Below are 19,727 nucleotides of genomic sequence, written 5' to 3' on the forward strand. Positions count from 1 at the left end.
GCGCGTGCCCGTCGACAAGGCGCGCATCGAGGCGGCCGTCGCCGAGATCCTCGCGGCCATCGGGGACGACCCGGGCCGCGAGGGACTCCTCGACACGCCGCGGCGGTTCGCCGAGGCGTACGAGGAGTTCTTCGGCGGGTTCGACGACGACGCCGCGGCCCAGCTGACCGAGACGTTCGCGGTGGTGGAGGGCGGCCAGGAGTCGCCGCTCGACCAGACGGTGATCGTGCGCGACCTCGCCTTCCGCTCCGTCTGCGAGCACCACCTCCTGCCGTTCCTCGGCGTCGCGCACATCGCCTACCGGCCGCGCGAGCGGGTCGTCGGCCTCGGCCGGCTGCCGCGCGTGGTCGAGACGGTCGCGTCGCGACCGCAGATCCAGGAGCGGATGACCGAGCAGATCGCCGACGCGCTCGAGCAGGGCCTCGCTCCCGAGGGAGTGCTCGTCGTGGTCGACGCCGAGCACGGCTGCGTGCGGATGCGCGGGCCGCGCCAGACCGCGAGCTCGACCGTGACGGTCGCCGCCCGCGGCTCCCTCGCCGACCCGGCCGCCCGCGCCGAGATCATCGCGCTGATCGGCGCCGCGCGGGGGGAGTGACGTGGCCACCACCGTCGCCGACCTCACGCCGACCGGCCGCGCCGCGCTCCTCGGGATCCTCAACGTCACTCCGGACTCGTTCAGCGACGGCGGACGCTGGCTGTCCGTCGACGACGCCGTCCGCCACGGCCTCGACCTGACCCGGCCCGCCGGGGACGGACCCGCCGCGTTCGGCGCGGACCTGGTCGACGTCGGCGGAGAGAGCACCCGCCCCGGTGCGGCGCGCGTCGACTCCGCCGCCGAGCAGGGCCGCGTGCTGCCCGTCGTCCGCGCCCTCGCCGCGGAGGGGGTCCGCGTCAGCATCGACACGATGAGCGCCGCCACGGCCGAGGCCGCCCTGGATGCCGGCGCCGTCGTCGTCAACGACGTCTCCGGCGGCCTCGCCGATCCGCGGATGCTCCCGCTCGTCGCCGAGCGCGGCGCCGTCTACATCGCGATGCACTGGCGCGGGCACAGCGCGGGCATGACCGCTCTCGCCTCCTACGGCGACGTGGTGGCGGACGTCCGCGGCGAGCTCGCGCGCCGCGTCGACGCCGCCCGTGAGGCCGGGATCCGGGACGACCGCCTCCTGCTCGACCCCGGCCTCGGCTTCGCGAAGGTCGGCGCGCACGACTGGGCTCTGCTGGCCGGGCTCGACGCGATCGTCTCGCTGGGCTTCCCGGTCCTGGTCGGCCACTCGCGCAAGCGGTTCCTCGCTCCGTTCGCCCCCGCCGGCGCCCCGGCCGCCGAGCGCGACGAGGTCTCCGCCATGCTGAGCCTCGTCGCCGCCGAGCACGGCGCCTGGGGCGTCCGGGTCCACGACGTCCGCTCGTCCGCCCGCGCCCTGGCCCTCGCCGCCCGACTCCAGGAGGAGACCCCGTGACCGCGATCGACCCCGCCGCCCTGGCCGTGCGCGACTCCATCACCCTCACCGGGCTGCGCGTGCGCGCGCACCACGGCGTCTTCGACTTCGAGCGCGAGAACGGCCAGGACTTCGTGATCGACGCGACGGTCTGGCTCGACACCGCGCCGGCGGCCGAGGGCGACGCGCTGGCCGAGACGGTGCACTACGGCGAGCTCGCGATCGCCCTGGCCGACGCGGTGACCCGCGACCCGGTCGACCTCATCGAGACCCTGGCCGAGCGCCTCGCCCGGGTGGCCCTGGGCTTCGCCGCCGCCGACGTCGTCCGCATCACCGTCCACAAGCCGGACGCGCCGATCCCGCTGCCGTTCGAGGACGTCGCCGTGCAGATCACGAGGACCCGCTCGTGAGGCCGCGGCAGGAGCGCGTCCGCCCGGTGCGCCACGTCGTGCTCGCGCTCGGCAGCAACCTCGGCGACCGCCTGGCGCACCTCGAGGAGGCGCTGCGGGCCCTCGCCACGACGCCGGGCCTGCGCATCGAGGCGGTGTCCAAGGTCGTGGAGTCGCCCGCGTGGAAGCCCGAGGGCGTCGACGAGGACGCGCCCGGGTACCTCAACGCGGTCGTGACCGGCTCGACCGTCCTCGAGCCCGACGACCTGCTCGCGGCGACGGCGGCGATCGAATCGGCCGGCGGCCGGATCCGCGGCGAGGGCGAGGAGCGCTGGGGCGACCGGACCCTCGACATCGACGTGATCGCGGTCGGCGGCGTGCTCCGCGACGACCCGCACCTGACCCTCCCGCACCCGCGGGCCGCCGAGCGGGCGTTCGTGCTCGAGCCGTGGCTCGACGCCGAGCCGGCGGCGGTCCTTCCCGGAGCCGGACCCGTGGCCGAGCTGCGCGCACGGGCGACCGACCGCGTGACCGACCACCCGGCCGGGTTGACCTGGCCGGGGCGCGACTCCGCCCGCGGCACCACCGCCGACCCCGAGAGCAGGACCCCGTGAGGCGCACCCGCATCAGCACCCTGCTCGGACTCGGCCTCGCCGGGGCCGTCGCGGGGTTCCTCCTCGACCTCGCGATCGCCGCCGCCGGCCGCCCCGTGCTCATCCCGCCGCTGACGGTTCCGCTGACCCTGATCGTGGTCGCGGCCCTCGTGCTCGGCTTCGCCGTCCCGATCCACCGCGCCACGAAGGGCACGCTGCGCCGGCCCATCGATCCGTTCCGGGCGATGCGCGTCGTGGTGCTGGCGAAGGCGTCCAGCCACGTCGGTGCTCTGCTGCTCGGAGCCTCCGGCGGCATCCTGGTGTACCTGCTGAGCCGTGCGATCCCTTCGCTAGGCTCCGTGTGGCAGGACGTCGCGACCATCGTGGGTGCGCTCGTCCTGCTGGTGGCCGGCCTGGTCGCCGAGCACCTGTGCACCATCCCGCCGAGCGACGACGACGACAGCGCCGTCGGCGAGGTGAACCACGCCTGACGCCGACGCCCGGACCGCCGCGGGCAGTGAGGACGACGCCATGCCCGCCGAGCCCGAGGACGCGTCGCCGACGACCCGCCGCGACGCGAGGGGACGCCGGCGGGACCGCCTCGACATCACGGGGGAGTGGCGCCGCGTCTCGCCCCGGTACGTCGCGGTCGAGGTCGTGTCGGCCGTCGTGTCGAGCGTGCTGCTGCTCGCCGTGCCCGTGGTGCTGATGCTGATCGGCCTGCCGTGGGGCTGGATCCCGCTGGCCGCCGCGGCCGCCCTCGCGGTGACCCTCCTGATCGTGGCCCCGCGCCGTGCGCGCGCCTACGGCTACCTCCTGCGCCAGGACGACCTGCTCTTCCGCCGCGGCATCATGTTCCAGCGCTTCGTGTCGGTGCCGTACGGGCGGATGCAGCTCATCGACGTCAACCGCGGGCCGCTCGCCCGGGCGCTCGGCCTCGCCGACCTCCGCTTCGTCACCGCCGCCGCGGCGACCGGCGTCAGCATCCCGGGCCTGGCCGAGCAGGATGCGGAGGAGCTCCGCGACCGCCTGGTCGAGCTCGCCGAGTCGCGCCGGGCCGGCCTGTGACCGAGCTCCGCGCCGTCGAGACGGACCTCGCCGACGGGGAGTGGCACCGCCTCCATCCCGCGACCCCGGTCCTCAAGGGCGGGATCGGCCTGCTGGTCGTCCTCGGCATCGTGATCACGAACCTCCGCGAGCGCCTGGTCGAGCTGTTCCTGCCCGGGCCTGAGGGGTACGAGAGCGGCGATCCGGTCGACGAGCTGCTGCGCCGCGGTCTCGTCGGCTGGGCGCTGCTGGCGGTCGCGGTGGGCCTGGCGGTCGCCGTCTTCGCGTTCTGGCTGTCCTGGCGGATGCACACCTTCCGCATCACGGACGAGCTCGTCGAGGTGCGCTCCGGCGTGCTCTTCCGGACCAACCGGCGGGCGCGGCTGGACCGCATCCAGGGCATCGCGGTGCAGCGTCCGCTGTTCGCGCGGCTGTTCGGGGCCGCGAAGCTCGAGGTGAGCGTGGCCGGGCAGGACGCGAACGTCCAGCTGTCGTACCTCGGCTCGCGGCTGGTGGACGCCCTGCGCCGCGACATCCTGCGGCTCGCCTCCGGGGTGCGCGAGCGGGAGGCGACGGTCGACGGTGCGGCTCCGGCGGGCGGGTTCCTGGCGCGCCGGCTGGAGGAGTTCGGCGAGCCTCAGGACGAGACGCCGCCCGAGTCGGTCGTCTCGATCCCGCCGGGCCGACTCCTCGGCTCGCTCGTCTTCAGCGGCTTCACGCTGTTCCTGGCCGCCTCGGTCGTCGCCGTGGTGTTCGTCGCCGTCTACGGCTCGCCCTACGTGCTCTTCGCGATCCTGCCGGGCCTGATCGGCTCGGGCAGCTACTACGTCCGCCAGTTCGTGCGCTCGCTCCGGTACTCGATCGCCGCGACGCCCGACGGCGTGCGGGTCGGCTACGGCGTGCTCTCGACCAGCAGCGACACGATCCCGCCCGGCCGGATCCACGCCGTCGAGATCACGCAGCCGCTGCTCTGGCGCCCCTTCGGCTGGTGGCAGGTGCGGATCGACCGCGCCGGCCACGCGGCCTCCCGCGGGGCGAACGGCGAGCCGAACACCACGATCCTGCCGGTCGGCGACCTCGCCGCGGTCGAGCGCGTCCTCGCCCTCCTGCTGCCCGGACCTGCCGAGGGAGCGGAGTCGACGCCCGTCGGAGACGCGCTCCGGCACCGCGACGCGGCCGGCTTCACCCGGGCGCCGCGCTCGGCGGTGTGGCTCCGCCCCTTCTCGTTCCGGAGGACCGGGTACCGGCTGACGGACGAGGTCGCGATCCTGCGCAGCGGAGCGGTCTGGCGGCGGGTCGCCGTGGTGCCCCTGGCGCGGATGCAGAGCGTCGGGGTCCAGCAGGGACCGCTCCAGCGCCTGCTCGGGCTGGCCTCGGCGCGCGTGCACACGGTGGCCGGCCCCGTCACTCCGCTCGTGCCGGTGATGAGCGCGGCCGACGGGCTCGCCTTCTTCGAGAGCCTCGCGACGGCCGGAGTGCGGGCCGCCGACCGCGACGCGAGCCACCAGTGGGGGCGGCGCGCGGCCGCACCCGCCCTGCCCGTCTGGCCCGCTCCGGAGGGGGAACCGCATGCCTGAGAACCGCCGCGACGGACGCCTGGGCGTCGGCGTGATCGGTGCCGGACGCGTGGGCCCGGTGCTCGGTGCCGCGCTCGCCGGGGCCGGCCACGCCGTGATCGGGATCGCCACCACCAGCGAGAGCGGCCGCGAGCGCGCCGATGCGCTGCTCCCAGGCATTCCGGTGCTCGCGATCCCCGAGCTCGTCGAGCGCAGCGAGCTGGTGATCGTCGCCGTCCCCGGGAGCGAGATCGCCGCCCTCGTCGCGGGGCTCGCCGCGACCGGAGCGTGGCAGCCCGGTCAGCTGGTGCTGCACACGGCGCCTGAGCACGGCTACGGGGTGCTCGCTCCGGCGCTCGCCTCCGGGGTCATCCCCCTGGCAGTCCACCCGGCGATGGCCTTCAGCGGCACCAGCCTCGACCTGGCGCGCCTCGCCGAGACCTACTTCGCCGTGTCGGCGCCGGGCCCGGTGCTGCCGATCGCGCAGGCGCTGGTGGTCGAGATGGGCGGGGAGCCGGTGACCGTGGCGGAGTCGGACCGCGCCGCCTACGCGGAGGCCGTCTCGACCGCCACGACCTTCTCGACCGCGATCGTCGACCAGGCGGCGGGCCTGCTGGCGGGCATCGGCGTCGAGAAGCCGGGCTTCTTCCTCTCCAGCCTCGTCCGCTCCTCCGTCGATGACGCCCTGCGCCGGGCGGCGGGCTGACGCGCGGCGCCGCTCGTGACGCCGCTCCCCGGGTGGGACGCCGCTCGGGAGGCGGCGCCTCGCGGAGGAGCGCGGCGTCCCGGTGTCGAGGGCCCCGGTGGACGCGGGACCGCCGGTAGCATCGTCGGGTGATCAGCACCGTCCACCGCATCGGCGACCTCCGCGAGCGGCTGCAGGAGGCGCGGCGGGCCGGTCGGGGCATCGCGCTCGTGCCGACGATGGGCGCCCTGCACGCCGGGCACCTCGCCCTCGTCGAGCGGGCGCGCGAGCTGGCCGACGTCGTCGTCGTGTCGGTGTTCGTGAATCCGCTGCAGTTCGGCCCGACCGAGGATCTGGACCGCTACCCGCGCGACCTCGAGGGCGACACCGCCCTGCTCGACGCGGCCGGGGCCGACCTCCTCTTCGCCCCGGGAGTCGCCGAGATGTACCCCGACGGGCCGTCCTCGACGCGGGTCGTCGCGGGCGAGGTCGGCGGTCTTTATGAGGGGCGTGCGCGGCCGGGCCACTTCGACGGGATGCTCACCGTCGTCGCCAAGCTCCTGAGCATCGCCCAGCCGCACGTCGCGGTCTTCGGGCAGAAGGACGCGCAGCAGCTGTTCCTCGTGCGCCGCATGGTCCGCGACCTCGACCTGCCCGTGGAGATCGAGGGCGTCGGCATCGTGCGGGAGGAGGACGGGCTCGCCCGCTCCAGCCGCAACCGCTACCTCGACGAGGAGCAGCGCCGCGCGGGCCTCGTGCTGCCGCGCCTCCTCGCGGCCGCCGCGGAAGCCGCGGACCGCGGTGCCGCCGCGGCGATCGAGGCCGCCGAGGCCGTCGCGCACGCCGAGCCGCTCGTTAAGCTGGACTACCTCGTCGTCGTGGATCCCGCGACGCTCCTCCCGGTCGACGCCGACCACCGCGGCCCGGCACTCGTGCTCGTCGCCGCGATCGTCGGCACCACCCGCCTCCTCGACAACGCCCCGATCCTGCTCGCCTGATCGCGGCCGTCCGCCCCGAACCGAAAGCACCGCGACCCCTCATGGCCGACACCCCTGACGTCCCCGAGTCCACGACCCCCGCCGCCGAGCAGTCCGCCGCCGAGCAGGCCGCCGCCGAGCGGGCCGCGCAGCAGGAGGCCTCCGAGCAGAAGGCCGTCCGCCTCGCCAAGCGCGAGCGCCTGCTCGAGCTCGCGGGCGACGACCTCGGCGCCGGCGCCTACCCCGTCGCGGTCGGAGTCACCGACACCATCGCGGCCGTCCGGGCGCGCCACGAGGGCATCGAGCCGGACGTGAAGACCGGCGAGCGCGTCGGCCTCGCGGGCCGCGTGGTGTTCCAGCGCAACACGGGCAAGCTCTGCTTCGCGACGCTGCAGGCCGGCGACGGCGAGCGGATCCAGGCCATGGTCTCGCTCGGCGACGTGGGCGAGGAGTCGCTGGCGGCGTGGAAGGAGCTCGTCGACCTGGGCGACCACCTCTTCGTCGAGGGCGAGGTCGTCTCGAGCAAGCGCGGCGAGCTGAGCGTGTGGGTGTCGCAGTGGACGATCGCCGCGAAGGCGATCCTGCCGCTGCCGAACCTGCACAATGAGCTCGGCGACGAGACCCGGATGCGCCAGCGCTACCTCGACCTGATCGTGCGCCCCCAGGCCCGCGAGACGGTCGTCACCCGCGCCCGCGTGAACGCCTCCCTCCGCGACACCTTCGCCTCGCACGAGTTCCTCGAGGTCGAGACCCCGATGCTGCAGGTGATGCACGGCGGCGCCTCCGCCCGCCCCTTCGCCACGCACTCGAACGCCTTCGACACCGAGCTGTACCTGCGCATCGCGCCCGAGCTCTACCTCAAGCGGGCGGTCGTCGGCGGCATCGACCGGGTCTTCGAGATCAACCGCAACTTCCGCAACGAGGGCGCCGACTCCACCCACTCGCCCGAGTTCGCGATGCTCGAGGCCTACCAGGCGTACGGCGACTACAACTCGATCGCCGACCTCACCCAGGAGCTGATCCAGAACGCGGCGCAGGCCGTCGCGGGCTCGCACGTGGTCACCTGGGCCGACGGCACCGAGTTCGACCTCGGCGGCCGGTGGGACCGCGTCTCGATGTACGAGAGCCTGTCGCTCGCGGCCGGCATCGCGATCACGCCGGAGACGGAGCTCGCCGAGCTCGAGACCCTCGCCGCGCGCGAGGGCGTCGAGGTGCACGTCCCCACGCACGGCAAGTACGTCGAGGAGCTGTGGGAGCACTTCGTGAAGGGCGGCCTGACGCGCCCGACCTTCGTGATGGACTTCCCCGTCGACACCTCGCCGCTCGTGCGCGCGCACCGCAGCATCCCGGGCGTCGTCGAGAAGTGGGACCTCTACGTCCGCGGCTTCGAGCTGGCCACCGGCTACTCCGAGCTGATCGACCCGGTCGTGCAGCGCGAGCGCTTCGTCGAGCAGGCCCGCCAGGCCGCCGCGGGCGACGACGAGGCGATGCGCCTGGACGAGGACTTCCTCCGCGCCCTCGAGCACGGCATGCCCCCCACCGGCGGCATGGGCATGGGCATCGACCGCCTCCTGATGGCGATCACCGGGCTCGGGATCCGCGAGACGATCCTGTTCCCGCTCGTCAAGTAGGGTCGCAGGAGCCGAGGGGGAGACATGGTCAGGGCATCGAGCATCGTCGCGGCCGTCGCGGCGGGCGTCCTCACGATCGCGCAGTTCGGTGTGGGGACCGCGGTCGCCGCGAGCGTCCTCACCTCCTCCGGCGACGTCGGCACCGCGCTGGCCGACCGGCGAGCGGCCGAGGCGTTCACGCCCGACCCCACGATCGCCGGCTTCGCGGAGCGGACCGCCATGTCCGACCGCGGCCGCGCCCTCTACTACGCGTCGAGCCCGTCGGTCGAGCCGACCGCCGGCTTCAACGACCTCTGCGGCTACGGTGCCTCCGACGACATCGTCCTCGGCTGCTACACCGGCACCAGCATCTACATCTCGGACGTCGCCAACCCCGACCTCGACGGGATCCGCGACGTGACGGCGGCGCACGAGATGCTGCACGCCGCGTGGGTGCGGCTCGACGCGGAGGAGCAGGCCGAGCTGGGCGACGAGCTCGAGGCCGCGTACGAGACCCTCCCGCAGGACGGCACGATCGCCGAGCGCCTCGAGCTGTACCGCACCGGCGGCCTCGGCGAGCGCGTCAACGAGCTGCACTCGATCCTGGGGACCGAGGTGGCCGACCTGCCGCCGGCGCTCGAGGCGCACTACGCCGAGTTCTTCGACGACCGCTCCGTCGTCGTGGGCCTGAACGCCCGCTACGAGGCGGTCTTCACCGATCTCGAGAACCGCATCGAGGACCTGGTCTCCCGGATCGAGACGATGTACGCCGACCTCACGGCGCGGGTCGACGCGAACAACGCCGAGTACGACGCGCTCAACGTCGAGATCGACGACTTCAACTCGCGCGCCGACAGCGGCGACTTCGGATCGACGGCCGAGTTCGAGACGGAGCGCGCCGATCTGCTCGCCCGCAGCCAGGCCGTCGACGCCACCCGGGCCGCCATCGACGCGGACATCGCCGTGTACGACGGCCTGCGCTCGGAGCTGGAGGGCCTCAACTCCGACGCCGCGGCGTTGAACAAGTCGGTCGAGAGCCAGTAGCGCCCAGCGCCCGCGAAGGCCGCTGGGCGCACGGGCCTCCGGGCTCACGGCTCCCGCGCCGGTGCCGCGGGTAGGATCGCCGCATGGACTGGGAGCTGTGGAACCAGGGGCTGTGGGCCCTCGTGCCGACGATCACGGTCGGAGCCATCTTCTGGTTCGTGATGCGCGCCCTCATCCGCTCGGACCGCAACGAGCGCCGCGCGTACGACCGCATCGAGGCCCGCGAGCGCGAGCGCCGCGGCCTGCCTCCCCGCGACGCCTCCTGACCACCGCCGCCGCGCGGGTGCCTCCCGCGCCCGCTGAGCGGCTCCGCACGACGAACGAGGAGGCGCGGTGCCCGCACCCGACTGGGCCGTGATCCTCCCGATCGCGGCCGTCGTCGTCGAGCTCGTGGTCCGCGTGATCGCCGTGATCGTCGTGCCGCGGAACCGCCGTCCGACCACCGGCCTCGCCTGGCTGATGGCGATCTTCCTGATCCCGTACGTCGGCATCCTGCTGTTCCTCTTCATCGGGAGCTACCGGCTGCCGCGCAAGCGCCGCCGGAAGCAGCAGGAGATCAACCGGTTCATCCTGGAGTCGACCGACGGCATCGACCGCGTCGCCCGGGAGCACCCGTGGCCGCAGTGGCTGGAGTCGGTGGTCACCCTCAACCGCAACCTCGGCGCGATGCCGCTGGTCGGCGGGAACGACGCGCGCCTCCAGGGCGACTACGAGCAGACCATCCGCGCGATGGCCGCCGAGATCGACCGCGCCCGCCGGTACGTGCACTGCGAGTTCTACATCCTCGCCGCCGACTCGACCACCGCGCCCTTCTTCGACGCGCTCGACCGCGCGGTGGCCCGCGGGGTGCGGGTGCGGATCCTCCTCGACCACATCGCGTCGATCCGCGTGCCCGGCTACTACAGCGGCACCCACCGCCGGCTGCGCGCCCTCGAGCGGGCGGGCGCCTCGTGGTCGTACATGCTCCCCGTGCGGCCGTGGCGCGGGCAGTACCAGCGGCCGGACCTGCGCAACCACCGCAAGCTGCTGATCGTCGACGGCAACGCGGCCTTCATGGGCTCGCAGAACGTCGTCGACTCCAGCTACAACAAGCGCGGCAACATCCGTCGCGGCCTGCACTGGCACGACCTGATGGTGCGCCTCGAGGGGCCGGTGGTGCAGGGCATCAACGCCATCTTCATCACCGACTGGTACAGCGAGACCGACGAGCTGCTCCTGCGGGAGTCGGAGCCGATGGAGGCGCTGCAGCAGCGCGACACGATCGACTGCCAGGTGGTGCCGAGCGGGCCGGGGTTCGAGGGCGAGAACAACCTGCGGCTGTTCCTGACGCTGCTCTACTCGGCGCAGAAGTCGATCATCATCACCAGCCCGTACTTCGTGCCCGACGAGGCGATGCTCTACGCGATCACCACGGCGACCCGGCGGGGCGTGCACGTGGAGCTCTTCGTCTCCGAGATCGGCGACCAGGCCGTGGTCTACCACGCCCAGCGCTCGTACTACGAGACGCTGCTGACCGCGGGCGTGCGCATCTGGATGTACCGCAAGCCGACCATCCTGCACGCGAAGCACTTCACCATCGACGACGACGTCGCCGTGATCGGCTCCAGCAACATGGACATGCGCTCCTTCACGCTCAACCTCGAGGTCTCGCTGATGGTGCGCGGCTCGGAGTTCGTCGAGGACCTGCGCCAGGTGCAGCAGGACTACCGCGAGCACTCCCGTGAGCTGACCCTCCGCGAGTGGCGGCAGCAGCCGCTCCGCTCGACCCTGCTCGACAACCTGGCGCGGCTCACCTCGGCGCTGCAGTAGCGCGGCTCCCGTCCGCCCGCAGGCGGAGGATGCGCGGGACCGATTCGTCGCGCAAGTCCCTGTGCGGGCCGCCGCGCCCCGCGTAGCGTCGGAGCGTCCTCAGCACCATCCGGTTCCGCCTGCCCGGCGCCGGGTTCGAGAAGGGAACGGACATGACGGCATCCCGTACGACGCGCATCCTCATCCTCGGCGGCGGCTACGTCGGCCTGTACACGGCCTGGGGCCTCGAGAAGAGACGGGGGGAGGCGCCGATCGACGTCACCGTCGTCGAGCCGAACCCCTACATGACCTACCAGCCGCTGCTGCCCGAGGTCGCCGGCGGGCACGTCCAGCCGCGCCACGTCACGGTGCCGCTGGTCTCCGCGCTCAAGCGCACCCGCGTGATCCGCGGCGCGATCACCGGCGTGAGCCTCGCCGAGCGCAGCGCCACCGTCGCCGCGATGGACGGCTCCACCCGCACGATCGAGTTCGACCAGGTCGTCTTCGCGCTCGGAGCCGTCACCCGCACGTTCCCCACACCGGGTCTCGCCGAGCACGGCATCGGCTTCAAGACGGTGGAGGAGGCGGCGCACCTGCGCGACCGCGTCATCGAGAACATCGCGAAGGCGGCGCTCACCACCGATCCCGCCGAGCGCCGGCGCCTGCTCACCTTCGTCTTCGTCGGCGGCGGCTACACCGGCGTCGAGGCGCTGAGCGAGCTGCTCGACCTCAGCCGCAAGACGCTCGCCGCGCAGCCCTCGCTCTCGATGGGCGACGTCACCTGGCACCTCGTCGAGGCACTGGACCGGGTCGCCCCCGAGGTCGGTCCCGAGCTCTCGAAGTGGACGCTCGACCACCTCCGCTCGCGCGGCGTGCACGTGCACCTGAAGACGACGATGCCCTCCTGCGAGGACGGCGTCGTGGAGCTCTCCTCCGGCGAGCGCATCCCGACGGCCACGATCGTGTGGACCGCCGGCGTAAAGCCGAACCCGATCCTCGACGCGACCGACGCGCCCCGCGGGCCGAAGGGCCACGTCATGGCGGATGCGCGCCTGCGGGTCATCCGCGAGGACGGCGAGCCGGTGGGCGGCGCCTGGGCGGCCGGCGACGGCGCGCAGGTGCCGGACCTCACCAGCGAGAAGCAGCCCGCGTACTACCCGCCGAACGCGCAGAACGCCGTTCGGCAGGCCAAGCTCCTGGCGCGCAACATCATCGCCGACCTCACCGGAGGCACCGTGGAGGAGTACCGCCACGCCTCCGTCGGGACCGTCGCCGAGTACGGCATCGGCAAGGGCGCGGGCCTGATCAAGGGCGTGAAGCTGCGCGGCCTCCCCGCCTGGCTCGCCCACCGCGCCTACCACGGAGCGGCGATGCCGACCCTGGACCGCAAGTGGCGGATCATCACGGGCTGGCTCGTCGACGCCGTCACTCCGCGCGACCTCTCGCCGATGAGCGCGCTGCAGGATCCGCGCCGCGCCTTCCGCGAGACGGCCGAGGCCACCGATCGCGAGGCCGCTGCGAAGGCCGCCGCGAAGAAGGAGTCGGACGCGTCCTGACGCGCCGGTGAGAGCGCGGGAGTCGCGGTGGTCGAGCGGGATCATCGCGACTTCCGCGCTCCCGCGTCGGCGGCCCCGCCTCGGAGCGCCTCGGCCTGACGGTCTCGGCTCAGGCCCGGCGGCGCGGCTTGAGGCGCACGGTCGGCAGCACGGGCGCGGGGAGCGCGCGTCCGCCGTACCCGTCGACGGTGCCGAACGGTCCCGCGGGATCCGCCCCGGCGATCACGTCGGACTGCCAGCGCTCGCGGGCGGCCGCCACGTCGTCGTGGCTGCGGCCGACGAAGTTCCACCACATCACCAGCTCCTCGGCGAACGGCTCGCCGCCGAGCAGCACCACGCGGGCTCCCGCGTCCCCGGCGGTCAGCACCAGGTGCGAGCGGCCGGGCGTCAGGTAGGCGAGGTCCGAGCGCGGGACGTCCGCACCCTCGACCGCCACCGGGCCGGCGTCGACGAGCACGCCGTACTCCCACGACTCCTCGACCGGCAGCTCGACCCGGGCACCCGGTTCGAGGTCGATCTGCGCGGCGACCAGCGGAGTGAAGGTGCTCGCGGGCACCGACGCGCCCAGCATCCCGCCGACGAAGACGCGCACCAGCGCGCCGGGCAGCTCCACGGGAACGCCGCGGTGGTGCTCGAAGAACGGATCGACGAGCCGTGCCTCCTCGGGCAGCGCGACCCAGAGCTGCACCCCGTGCAGGACGGGCGCGCCCCCGGTCGAGACCTCCGAGTGCGAGATGCCGCGTCCGGCCGTCATCAGGTTGAGCTCGCCCGGGCGCACCACGGCGAGGCTGCCGACGCTGTCGCGGTGCTCGATCTCGCCCTCGAAGAGCCAGCTCACGGTCTGCAGGCCCGTGTGCGGGTGCGGCGGGACGTCCATCCCGGCCTCCTCGCCGAGCCGCACCGGGCCGTAGTGGTCGGCGAAGCACCACGCGCCGATCGTCGAGCGCGATCGCTGCGGGAGGGTGCGGCGCACCTCGATCGCACGCGGACCGCCGAGCGGGACGAGCCGCGCCGCCAGGATCTCGACCGCGCCGGACTCGCGAGGGACCGGCTCCGCGGCGACGGGGAGCTCGTCGGGATGCTCCTCCAGGTTGCTCATGCGGGAAGTGTATGCCTTCGCATGGACCGGTGGACGGGACCGCCGCCCGCACCCCTCCGGATCGCGTGCACGCCCAGGGCGAACAGGCCTGCTCACCGGGGGGAGCGCTGGTTACAGTCGACGTATCGGAGCCCACCCCTGCGGGTTCTGTAGGGAGTGACAGCATGTTCGAGAGATTCACCGATCGCGCGCGGCGCGTCGTCGTCCTGGCCCAGGAAGAGGCCAAGATGCTCAATCACAACTACATCGGCACGGAGCACATCCTGCTCGGCCTGATCCACGAGGGCGAGGGAGTGGCCGCCAAGGCGCTCGAGTCCCTCGGGATCTCGCTCGACGCTGTGCGCGAGCAGGTGCAGGACATCATCGGCCAGGGGCAGCAGCAGCCGACCGGCCACATCCCCTTCACGCCTCGGGCGAAGAAGGTCCTCGAGCTGTCCCTGCGCGAAGCGCTGCAGCTCGGCCACAACTACATCGGGACCGAGCACATCCTGCTCGGCCTCATCCGCGAGGGCGAGGGCGTCGCCGCTCAGGTGCTGGTCAAGCTCGGTGCCGACCTGAACCGCGTGCGCCAGCAGGTCATCCAGCTGCTCTCCGGCTACCAGGGCAAGGAGCAGGTCGCCGTGGGCGGTGAGCAGCAGCAGCCTCAGGGGGGATCGCAGATCCTCGACCAGTTCGGACGCAACCTCACCCAGGCGGCGCGCGACAACAAGCTCGACCCGGTCATCGGGCGCGAGAAGGAGATCGAGCGGGTCATGCAGATCCTCTCCCGCCGCTCCAAGAACAACCCCGTCCTGATCGGCGAGCCCGGCGTCGGCAAGACCGCCGTCGTCGAGGGCCTCGCCCAGGCGATCGTGCGCGGCGACGTGCCCGAGACGCTAAAGGACAAGCAGCTCTACACGCTCGACCTCGGCTCGCTCATCGCCGGATCCCGCTACCGCGGTGACTTCGAGGAGCGCCTGAAGAAGGTCACGAAGGAGATCCGCACCCGCGGCGACATCATCACCTTCATCGACGAGATCCACACCCTCGTCGGCGCAGGGGCCGCTGAGGGCGCGATCGACGCCGCCTCGATCCTCAAGCCGCTGCTCGCCCGCGGCGAGCTGCAGACCATCGGCGCGACCACGCTCGACGAGTACCGCAAGCACTTCGAGAAGGACGCCGCTCTCGAGCGCCGCTTCCAGCCGATCCAGGTCGCGGAGCCGTCGCTGCCCCACACGATCAACATCCTCAAGGGGCTGCGCGACCGCTACGAGGCGCACCACAAGGTGTCCATCACCGACGGCGCGATCGTCTCGGCGGCCAATCTGGCCGACCGCTACATCAGCGACCGCTTCCTCCCCGACAAGGCGATCGACCTGATCGACGAGGCCGGCGCACGCCTGCGCCTCTCGATCCTCTCGGCGCCGCCGGAGCTGCGCGACTTCGACGACCGCATCGCCGTGGTCCGCTCCGCCAAGGAGGCCGCGATCGAGGACCAGGACTTCGAGAAGGCCGCGTCGCTGCGCGACGAGGAGAAGCAGCTGCTCGGTGAGCGCCTGCGCCTCGAGAAGCAGTGGAAGTCGGGCGACGTCAAGGCCACCGGCGTGGTCGACGAGGGCCTGATCGCCGAGGTCCTCGCCCAGGCGACGGGCATCCCGGTCTTCAAGCTCACCGAGGAGGAGTCCTCGCGGCTCGTCTTCATGGAGAAGGCCCTGCACCAGCGCGTCATCGGCCAGGAGGAGGCCATCGCGGCCCTCTCGCGGACGATCCGCCGCACCCGCGCGGGCCTCAAGGACCCCAAGCGCCCCTCGGGCTCGTTCATCTTCGCCGGCCCCACGGGCGTCGGGAAGACCGAGCTGGCCAAGGCGCTCGCCGAGTTCCTCTTCGACGACGAGAACGCGATGATCTCGCTCGACATGTCGGAGTACGGCGAGAAGCACACCGTCTCGCGGCTGTTCGGCGCCCCTCCCGGGTTCGTCGGCTTCGAGGAGGGCGGCCAGCTCACCGAGAAGGTGCGCCGCAAGCCGTTCAGCGTGGTCCTCTTCGACGAGATCGAGAAGGCGCACCCGGACATCTTCAACTCGCTCCTCCAGATCCTGGAGGAGGGTCGACTGACCGACGGCCAGGGCCGTGTCGTCGACTTCAAGAACACCGTCATCATCATGACCACCAACCTCGGTGCTCGTGACATCGCCGGTGGTCCCGTCGGGTTCCAGATCGAGGGCGACAACGCCACCGGCTACGACCGCATGCGCGGCAAGGTCAACGAGGAGCTCAAGAAGCACTTCAAGCCCGAGTTCCTCAACCGCGTGGACGACGTCATCGTCTTCCCGCAGCTGTCGAAGCCCGAGCTGCTCCAGATCGTCGACCTTTTCATCAAGCGCCTGGGCGACCGTCTGCTCGACCGCGACATGACGGTGGAGCTGACGCAGCCGGCCAAGGAGCGCCTGATCGAGGTCGGGTTCGACCCGGCCCTCGGTGCGCGCCCCCTGCGCCGGGCGATCCAGCGCGAGATCGAGGACCAGCTGTCCGAGCGGATCCTGCACGGCGAGCTCGGCGCCGGAGACCACATCCACGTGGACTTCGCCGACAACAGGTTCGTCTTCACCACGACCCCGCGTCTGATCTCGATCAGCGCCGGCGCGTCCACCGGAGCGGCCACGGCCGGCCCGGCGACGCCCGACCTGATGTCGTAGCAGGCTGCCGAACGACGACGTGCCCGTCCCCTCTCGCGAGGGGGCGGGCACGTCGTCGTCCGGGGGTGGGCGCCTGCTCGCAGGATCCCGCGCCCGGTGCGGCCTAGGCTTGTCGAATGGCCGATTGGAAGTACCCGGTGCGCCGCGCGCGCACGAGCGATGTCCCCTTCATCCAGGAGCTCAGCGAGCCGCTCGTGAACGAGCGCATCCTCCTGGGCAAGGACCGCGTGGTGCTCTACGGCGCCGTGCAGGAGTTCCGCATCGCCGAGGACGGCCACGGGACGGCGATCGGCTGCGGTGCGCTCCATGTGATGTGGGACGACATCGCGGAGGTGCGCACCCTCGCGGTCGCGCACGACTGGCTCGGGAGGGGCGTGGGCCACCACATCCTGGAGCGCCTCGAGAACGACGCGCGCGAGCTCGGCCTGAAGCGCCTGTTCTGCCTCACCTTCGAGGTCGACTTCTTCGCCCGCCACGGCTTCGAGCCGATCGGCGAGAAGGTCGTCGACCCCGAGGTCTACGCCGAGCTGCTCCGCTCTCCCGACGAGGGAGTCGCCGAGTTCCTCGACCTCGCCCGGGTGAAGCCGAACACGCTCGGCAACACCCGCATGCTGAAGACGCTCTGACCGCCGCCACGTCGTAGCCTGTCCCGGTGACTCCGCCGCCCCGCCGCCTGCCCTCCCGGGTCTACCGGCGACGCCGCGCCGGAGTGCTGCTCGCGCTGGTCGTCATCGTCGCGGGCCTGGCGGTGGTGCTGTCGCTGCTCCCGCGGATGACCGGCTCCGACGCCGCGTCGAGCCCCACGCCGACCGTCGTGCTGCCGACGCTCTACCCGACCACCTCGCCCGGTGCGACGCCCGGCGCCGCACCCGCCTGCTCGGCCGACTCCGTCGCCGTCACCGCGGTCACGGACGCCACGAGCTACGCGCCCGGCGAGGATCCGCAGCTCTCGCTCTCGCTGGCCAACATCTCGAGCACCGACTGCGTGATCGACGCGGGCACGAGCAAGCAGGTCTTCACGATCACGAGCGGCTCCGAGCAGATCTGGACCTCGACCGACTGCCAGACCGGCGCGGCCGATCTGCCGGTGCTCCTCCAGGCGGGCCGCTCGGTGATGGGCAGCGCGCTGACGTGGGACCGCACCCGCTCCTCCGCCGACACCTGCTCCGGCGGACGCGAGGCGGTCGAGGCGGGCGGCGCCGCCTACAACCTGTCGGTATCGGTCTCCGGCATCCCCTCGGGCTCGCCCACGCAGTTCCTGCTCCAGTAGTCCGCCCGGGGGACGTGCCGGGCGAGCGTCGGCGCGTAGCATCGCAGGCATGTGGGGGCTGCTCGGCACGATCCTGTCCGCCTCGACCGGCCGGGCGGGGGTGGTCGCGCGGCGCGCGGCGGCCGTCGCCCTCGCGGTCCCGCTGCTGGTCGGCGGAGCGGCGGCGCAGGCCGTGGCGGCTCCGCACCCTGTCGCGGCTCCGCAGCCCGTCGCGGGTGTCGTGCGCGCGGACGTGGACGGCTTCCGGTTCTCGGAGTACTCGGCCGACTTCCGTCTCGACCGCGACGAGGAGGGCCGCTCGACGCTGACCACTGTCGAGACCTTCGTCGCCGAGTTCCCGCCGTCGCAGAACCGCGGCATGCAGCGCGCGATCCCGCTCGACTACGAGGGGCACCCGACCGACGTCGACCTGGTGTCCGTCACCGACGGCGACGGGGAGGCGCGGCCGGTCGACACCGAGCGCGAGGACGGCTTCCTCCTGGTCACCAGCGCGGCGGACGAGTTCGTCAGCGGCGGCCAGACCTACGTCTTCACCTACACGCAGCACAACACGACCCTGCCTGGATCCGGCACGCGCAGCGGCGAGGACGAGTTCTACTGGGACGTCAACGGCACGGGCTGGCGCCAGTCCTTCGACCGCTACGACGTGCGCGTCGAGCTCGCCGGGTCGCTGGCCTCCGCCGCGACGGGGACCGTCAGCTGCTACCGGGGACCGGAGGGCTCGACGACGCCCTGTCCGATCGGCCGCGACGGCGCGGTCGTCACGGCATCGGGGGAGTCGCTGGCTCCGGGGGAGAACGTGACCGTGGCGATCGGCTTCGCTCCCGGGACCTTCACGCCGCGCGACGACCGCTACCTCGCCTCCGGCTGGTCCTGGGTGCAGCTGGGCGGCCTCGCCGCGGTCCTGATCGGCCTCGCGCTCGCCGTGCACCGCCGCCGGACCGTGCTCCGCGACGCTCCCGGCCGCCCGACCGTCGTCGCCGAGTACGACCCGCCCGCGGAGGGGCTGTTCCTCTCCGCCGCGCTGCTGCGGAAGACGTCGAAGGCCCCCGCGGCCGGACTCCTGGACGCCGCCGTCCGCGGTCTCGTGCGCATCGAGGAGACGGGGGAGGGGCGGAAGCAGGAGTACGCCGTGCGGGTGCTCGACCCTGCGACGACGCCGACGCGACGCGCGGGACGCCCGCGGCCCCTCGCCTCCGACGACCGCGAGTTCCTCGACATCGCCCTCGGCCGGGCGCCGGGGACGGTGCGTGAGCTCTCGGGCAAGGACAAGGAGTTCGGCAAGGCCGTCGGACAGTTCCAGACCGCGCTGGGCAACAGGGTGACCGAGGCGGGACTGAAGAAGGCCGGGACGATCGGCGGCAGCGTGCTCGTGATCGTCCCGCTGCTGCTGGGTGTCATGGCCGCCTTCCTGGGCGCGATCCTCCTGATGACCGGCTCCTTCGGCGGAGCGCTCCCGCTCGTGCTGATGCTCGTCGCGATCGTCGCGGCCGTCGTCGGGACGATCCTGGTCTCGAGGGTGCCGCTGACGGCCGCGGGCGCGGAGTTGCGCGACCACCTGCGCGGTCTCGAGCTGTACATCCGCCTGGCCGAGGCCGACCGGATCGCGATGCTGCAGTCGCCCCGCGGGGCGGATCGGCGCACGGTCGGACCGGTCGAGGTGGTCGAGGTGACGGAGCGCCTGCTGCCGTGGGCCGTGCTCTTCGGTCTCGAGAAGGAGTGGTCGGCGGAGCTCGCGTCGGCCTACGAGCGCACCGGCGAGGAGCCGGTCTGGTACTCCGGACCGAACGGCTTCCACGCGGCGGCCTTCGCCGGCAGCGTGTCCTCGTTCTCGTCGTCGACGTCGAGCTACGTCGGATCCTCGTCGAGTTCCTCGAGCGGCGGCGCGGGCGGCGGTGGCAGCTCGGGCGGGTCGTACTCGGCGACGACGGTCGGGCGGCCGGGAGCGTCGCGGAGCACGGTCCGGCGGCGGTGCACGGCGAGCGCGAGGCCGATCAGGACC

General features: G+C 73.0%; 19 protein-coding genes. 18 read left to right on the forward strand and 1 reads right to left on the reverse strand.

What is annotated here, in order from left to right; all coding sequences use genetic code 11:
• The first annotated feature begins 4 nt into the window (after positions 1–4).
• From folE to C5C36_RS07575, 14 genes are all read left to right on the forward strand, one after another.
• Positions 5–595 carry a GTP cyclohydrolase I FolE gene (folE, locus tag C5C36_RS07510; RefSeq protein WP_104224103.1) on the forward strand — a complete coding sequence of 197 codons (591 nt, stop codon included), beginning with the start codon at positions 5–7 and terminating at the stop codon, positions 593–595.
• A 1-nt stretch (position 596) separates the two neighbouring features.
• Positions 597–1,457 carry a dihydropteroate synthase gene (gene folP, locus C5C36_RS07515; RefSeq protein ID WP_104309499.1) on the forward strand — a complete coding sequence of 287 codons (861 nt, stop codon included), beginning with the start codon at positions 597–599 and terminating at the stop codon, positions 1,455–1,457.
• A complete protein-coding gene (gene folB / locus C5C36_RS07520; protein WP_104347803.1) occupies positions 1,454–1,846 on the forward strand; it encodes a dihydroneopterin aldolase in 393 nt (130 codons plus the stop codon). Before folP ends, folB begins: the two co-directional genes overlap by 4 nt.
• Positions 1,843–2,439, forward strand: coding sequence for a 2-amino-4-hydroxy-6-hydroxymethyldihydropteridine diphosphokinase (folK, locus tag C5C36_RS07525; RefSeq protein WP_104309500.1), 597 nt, complete (start codon positions 1,843–1,845; stop codon positions 2,437–2,439). The genes folB and folK overlap by 4 nt, the downstream gene beginning before the upstream one ends.
• On the forward strand, positions 2,436–2,909 hold the full coding sequence (locus C5C36_RS07530) for a DUF3180 domain-containing protein (protein ID WP_104238407.1): 474 nt from the start codon (positions 2,436–2,438) through the stop codon (positions 2,907–2,909). Before folK ends, C5C36_RS07530 begins: the two co-directional genes overlap by 4 nt.
• A gap of 40 nt (positions 2,910–2,949) precedes the next feature.
• A complete protein-coding gene (locus C5C36_RS07535; RefSeq protein ID WP_104309501.1) occupies positions 2,950–3,486 on the forward strand; it encodes a PH domain-containing protein in 537 nt (178 codons plus the stop codon).
• Positions 3,483–5,042, forward strand: a complete 1,560-nt coding sequence (locus C5C36_RS07540; protein WP_104309502.1) for a PH domain-containing protein — start codon at positions 3,483–3,485, stop codon at positions 5,040–5,042. The genes C5C36_RS07535 and C5C36_RS07540 overlap by 4 nt, the downstream gene beginning before the upstream one ends.
• Entirely contained in the window at positions 5,035–5,727 is a 693-nt protein-coding gene (locus C5C36_RS07545; protein WP_104309503.1) for a Rossmann-like and DUF2520 domain-containing protein, read from the forward strand. The genes C5C36_RS07540 and C5C36_RS07545 overlap by 8 nt, the downstream gene beginning before the upstream one ends.
• 128 nt (positions 5,728–5,855) lie before the next feature.
• On the forward strand, positions 5,856–6,704 hold the full coding sequence (panC, locus tag C5C36_RS07550) for a pantoate--beta-alanine ligase (protein ID WP_104248063.1): 849 nt from the start codon (positions 5,856–5,858) through the stop codon (positions 6,702–6,704).
• A gap of 41 nt (positions 6,705–6,745) precedes the next feature.
• Positions 6,746–8,314 carry a lysine--tRNA ligase gene (gene lysS, locus C5C36_RS07555; RefSeq protein WP_104309504.1) on the forward strand — a complete coding sequence of 523 codons (1,569 nt, stop codon included), beginning with the start codon at positions 6,746–6,748 and terminating at the stop codon, positions 8,312–8,314.
• Positions 8,315–8,338: 24 nt separating this feature from the next.
• Positions 8,339–9,337: a hypothetical protein gene (locus C5C36_RS17570; protein ID WP_104255539.1), complete on the forward strand. Its 999-nt coding sequence runs from the start codon at positions 8,339–8,341 to the stop codon at positions 9,335–9,337.
• An 83-nt stretch (positions 9,338–9,420) separates the two neighbouring features.
• Positions 9,421–9,603, forward strand: coding sequence for a hypothetical protein (locus tag C5C36_RS07565; RefSeq protein ID WP_104224094.1), 183 nt, complete (start codon positions 9,421–9,423; stop codon positions 9,601–9,603).
• 67 nt (positions 9,604–9,670) lie between these two features.
• On the forward strand, positions 9,671–11,146 hold the full coding sequence (gene cls, locus C5C36_RS07570; protein WP_104224093.1) for a cardiolipin synthase: 1,476 nt from the start codon (positions 9,671–9,673) through the stop codon (positions 11,144–11,146).
• A 152-nt stretch (positions 11,147–11,298) separates the two neighbouring features.
• Entirely contained in the window at positions 11,299–12,681 is a 1,383-nt protein-coding gene (locus C5C36_RS07575; RefSeq protein WP_104272976.1) for an NAD(P)/FAD-dependent oxidoreductase, read from the forward strand.
• Between the two features lie 109 nt (positions 12,682–12,790).
• Here C5C36_RS07575 and C5C36_RS07580 read toward each other — a convergent pair whose 3' ends face one another.
• A complete protein-coding gene (locus C5C36_RS07580) occupies positions 12,791–13,780 on the reverse strand; it encodes a pirin family protein (protein WP_104309505.1) in 990 nt (329 codons plus the stop codon).
• A 164-nt stretch (positions 13,781–13,944) separates the two neighbouring features.
• On the opposite strand from C5C36_RS07580, the gene C5C36_RS07585 reads away from it, so the two are divergent.
• The 4 genes from C5C36_RS07585 to C5C36_RS07600 all read left to right on the forward strand — a co-directional run.
• A complete protein-coding gene (locus C5C36_RS07585; protein WP_104234294.1) occupies positions 13,945–16,455 on the forward strand; it encodes an ATP-dependent Clp protease ATP-binding subunit in 2,511 nt (836 codons plus the stop codon).
• A gap of 116 nt (positions 16,456–16,571) precedes the next feature.
• Positions 16,572–17,081, forward strand: coding sequence for an amino-acid N-acetyltransferase (locus C5C36_RS07590; protein WP_104269138.1), 510 nt, complete (start codon positions 16,572–16,574; stop codon positions 17,079–17,081).
• Between the two features lie 26 nt (positions 17,082–17,107).
• Positions 17,108–17,725 (forward strand): hypothetical protein, encoded by a 618-nt coding sequence (locus C5C36_RS07595; RefSeq protein ID WP_104269139.1) that lies wholly within the window; start codon positions 17,108–17,110, stop codon positions 17,723–17,725.
• A gap of 49 nt (positions 17,726–17,774) precedes the next feature.
• A partial coding sequence (locus C5C36_RS07600; RefSeq protein WP_104309506.1) for a DUF2207 domain-containing protein occupies positions 17,775–19,727 on the forward strand: 1,953 nt, incomplete at its 3' end.

The sequence above is a fragment of the Rathayibacter sp. AY1G1 genome (assembly GCF_002932095.1).
Classification (GTDB): domain Bacteria; phylum Actinomycetota; class Actinomycetes; order Actinomycetales; family Microbacteriaceae; genus Rathayibacter.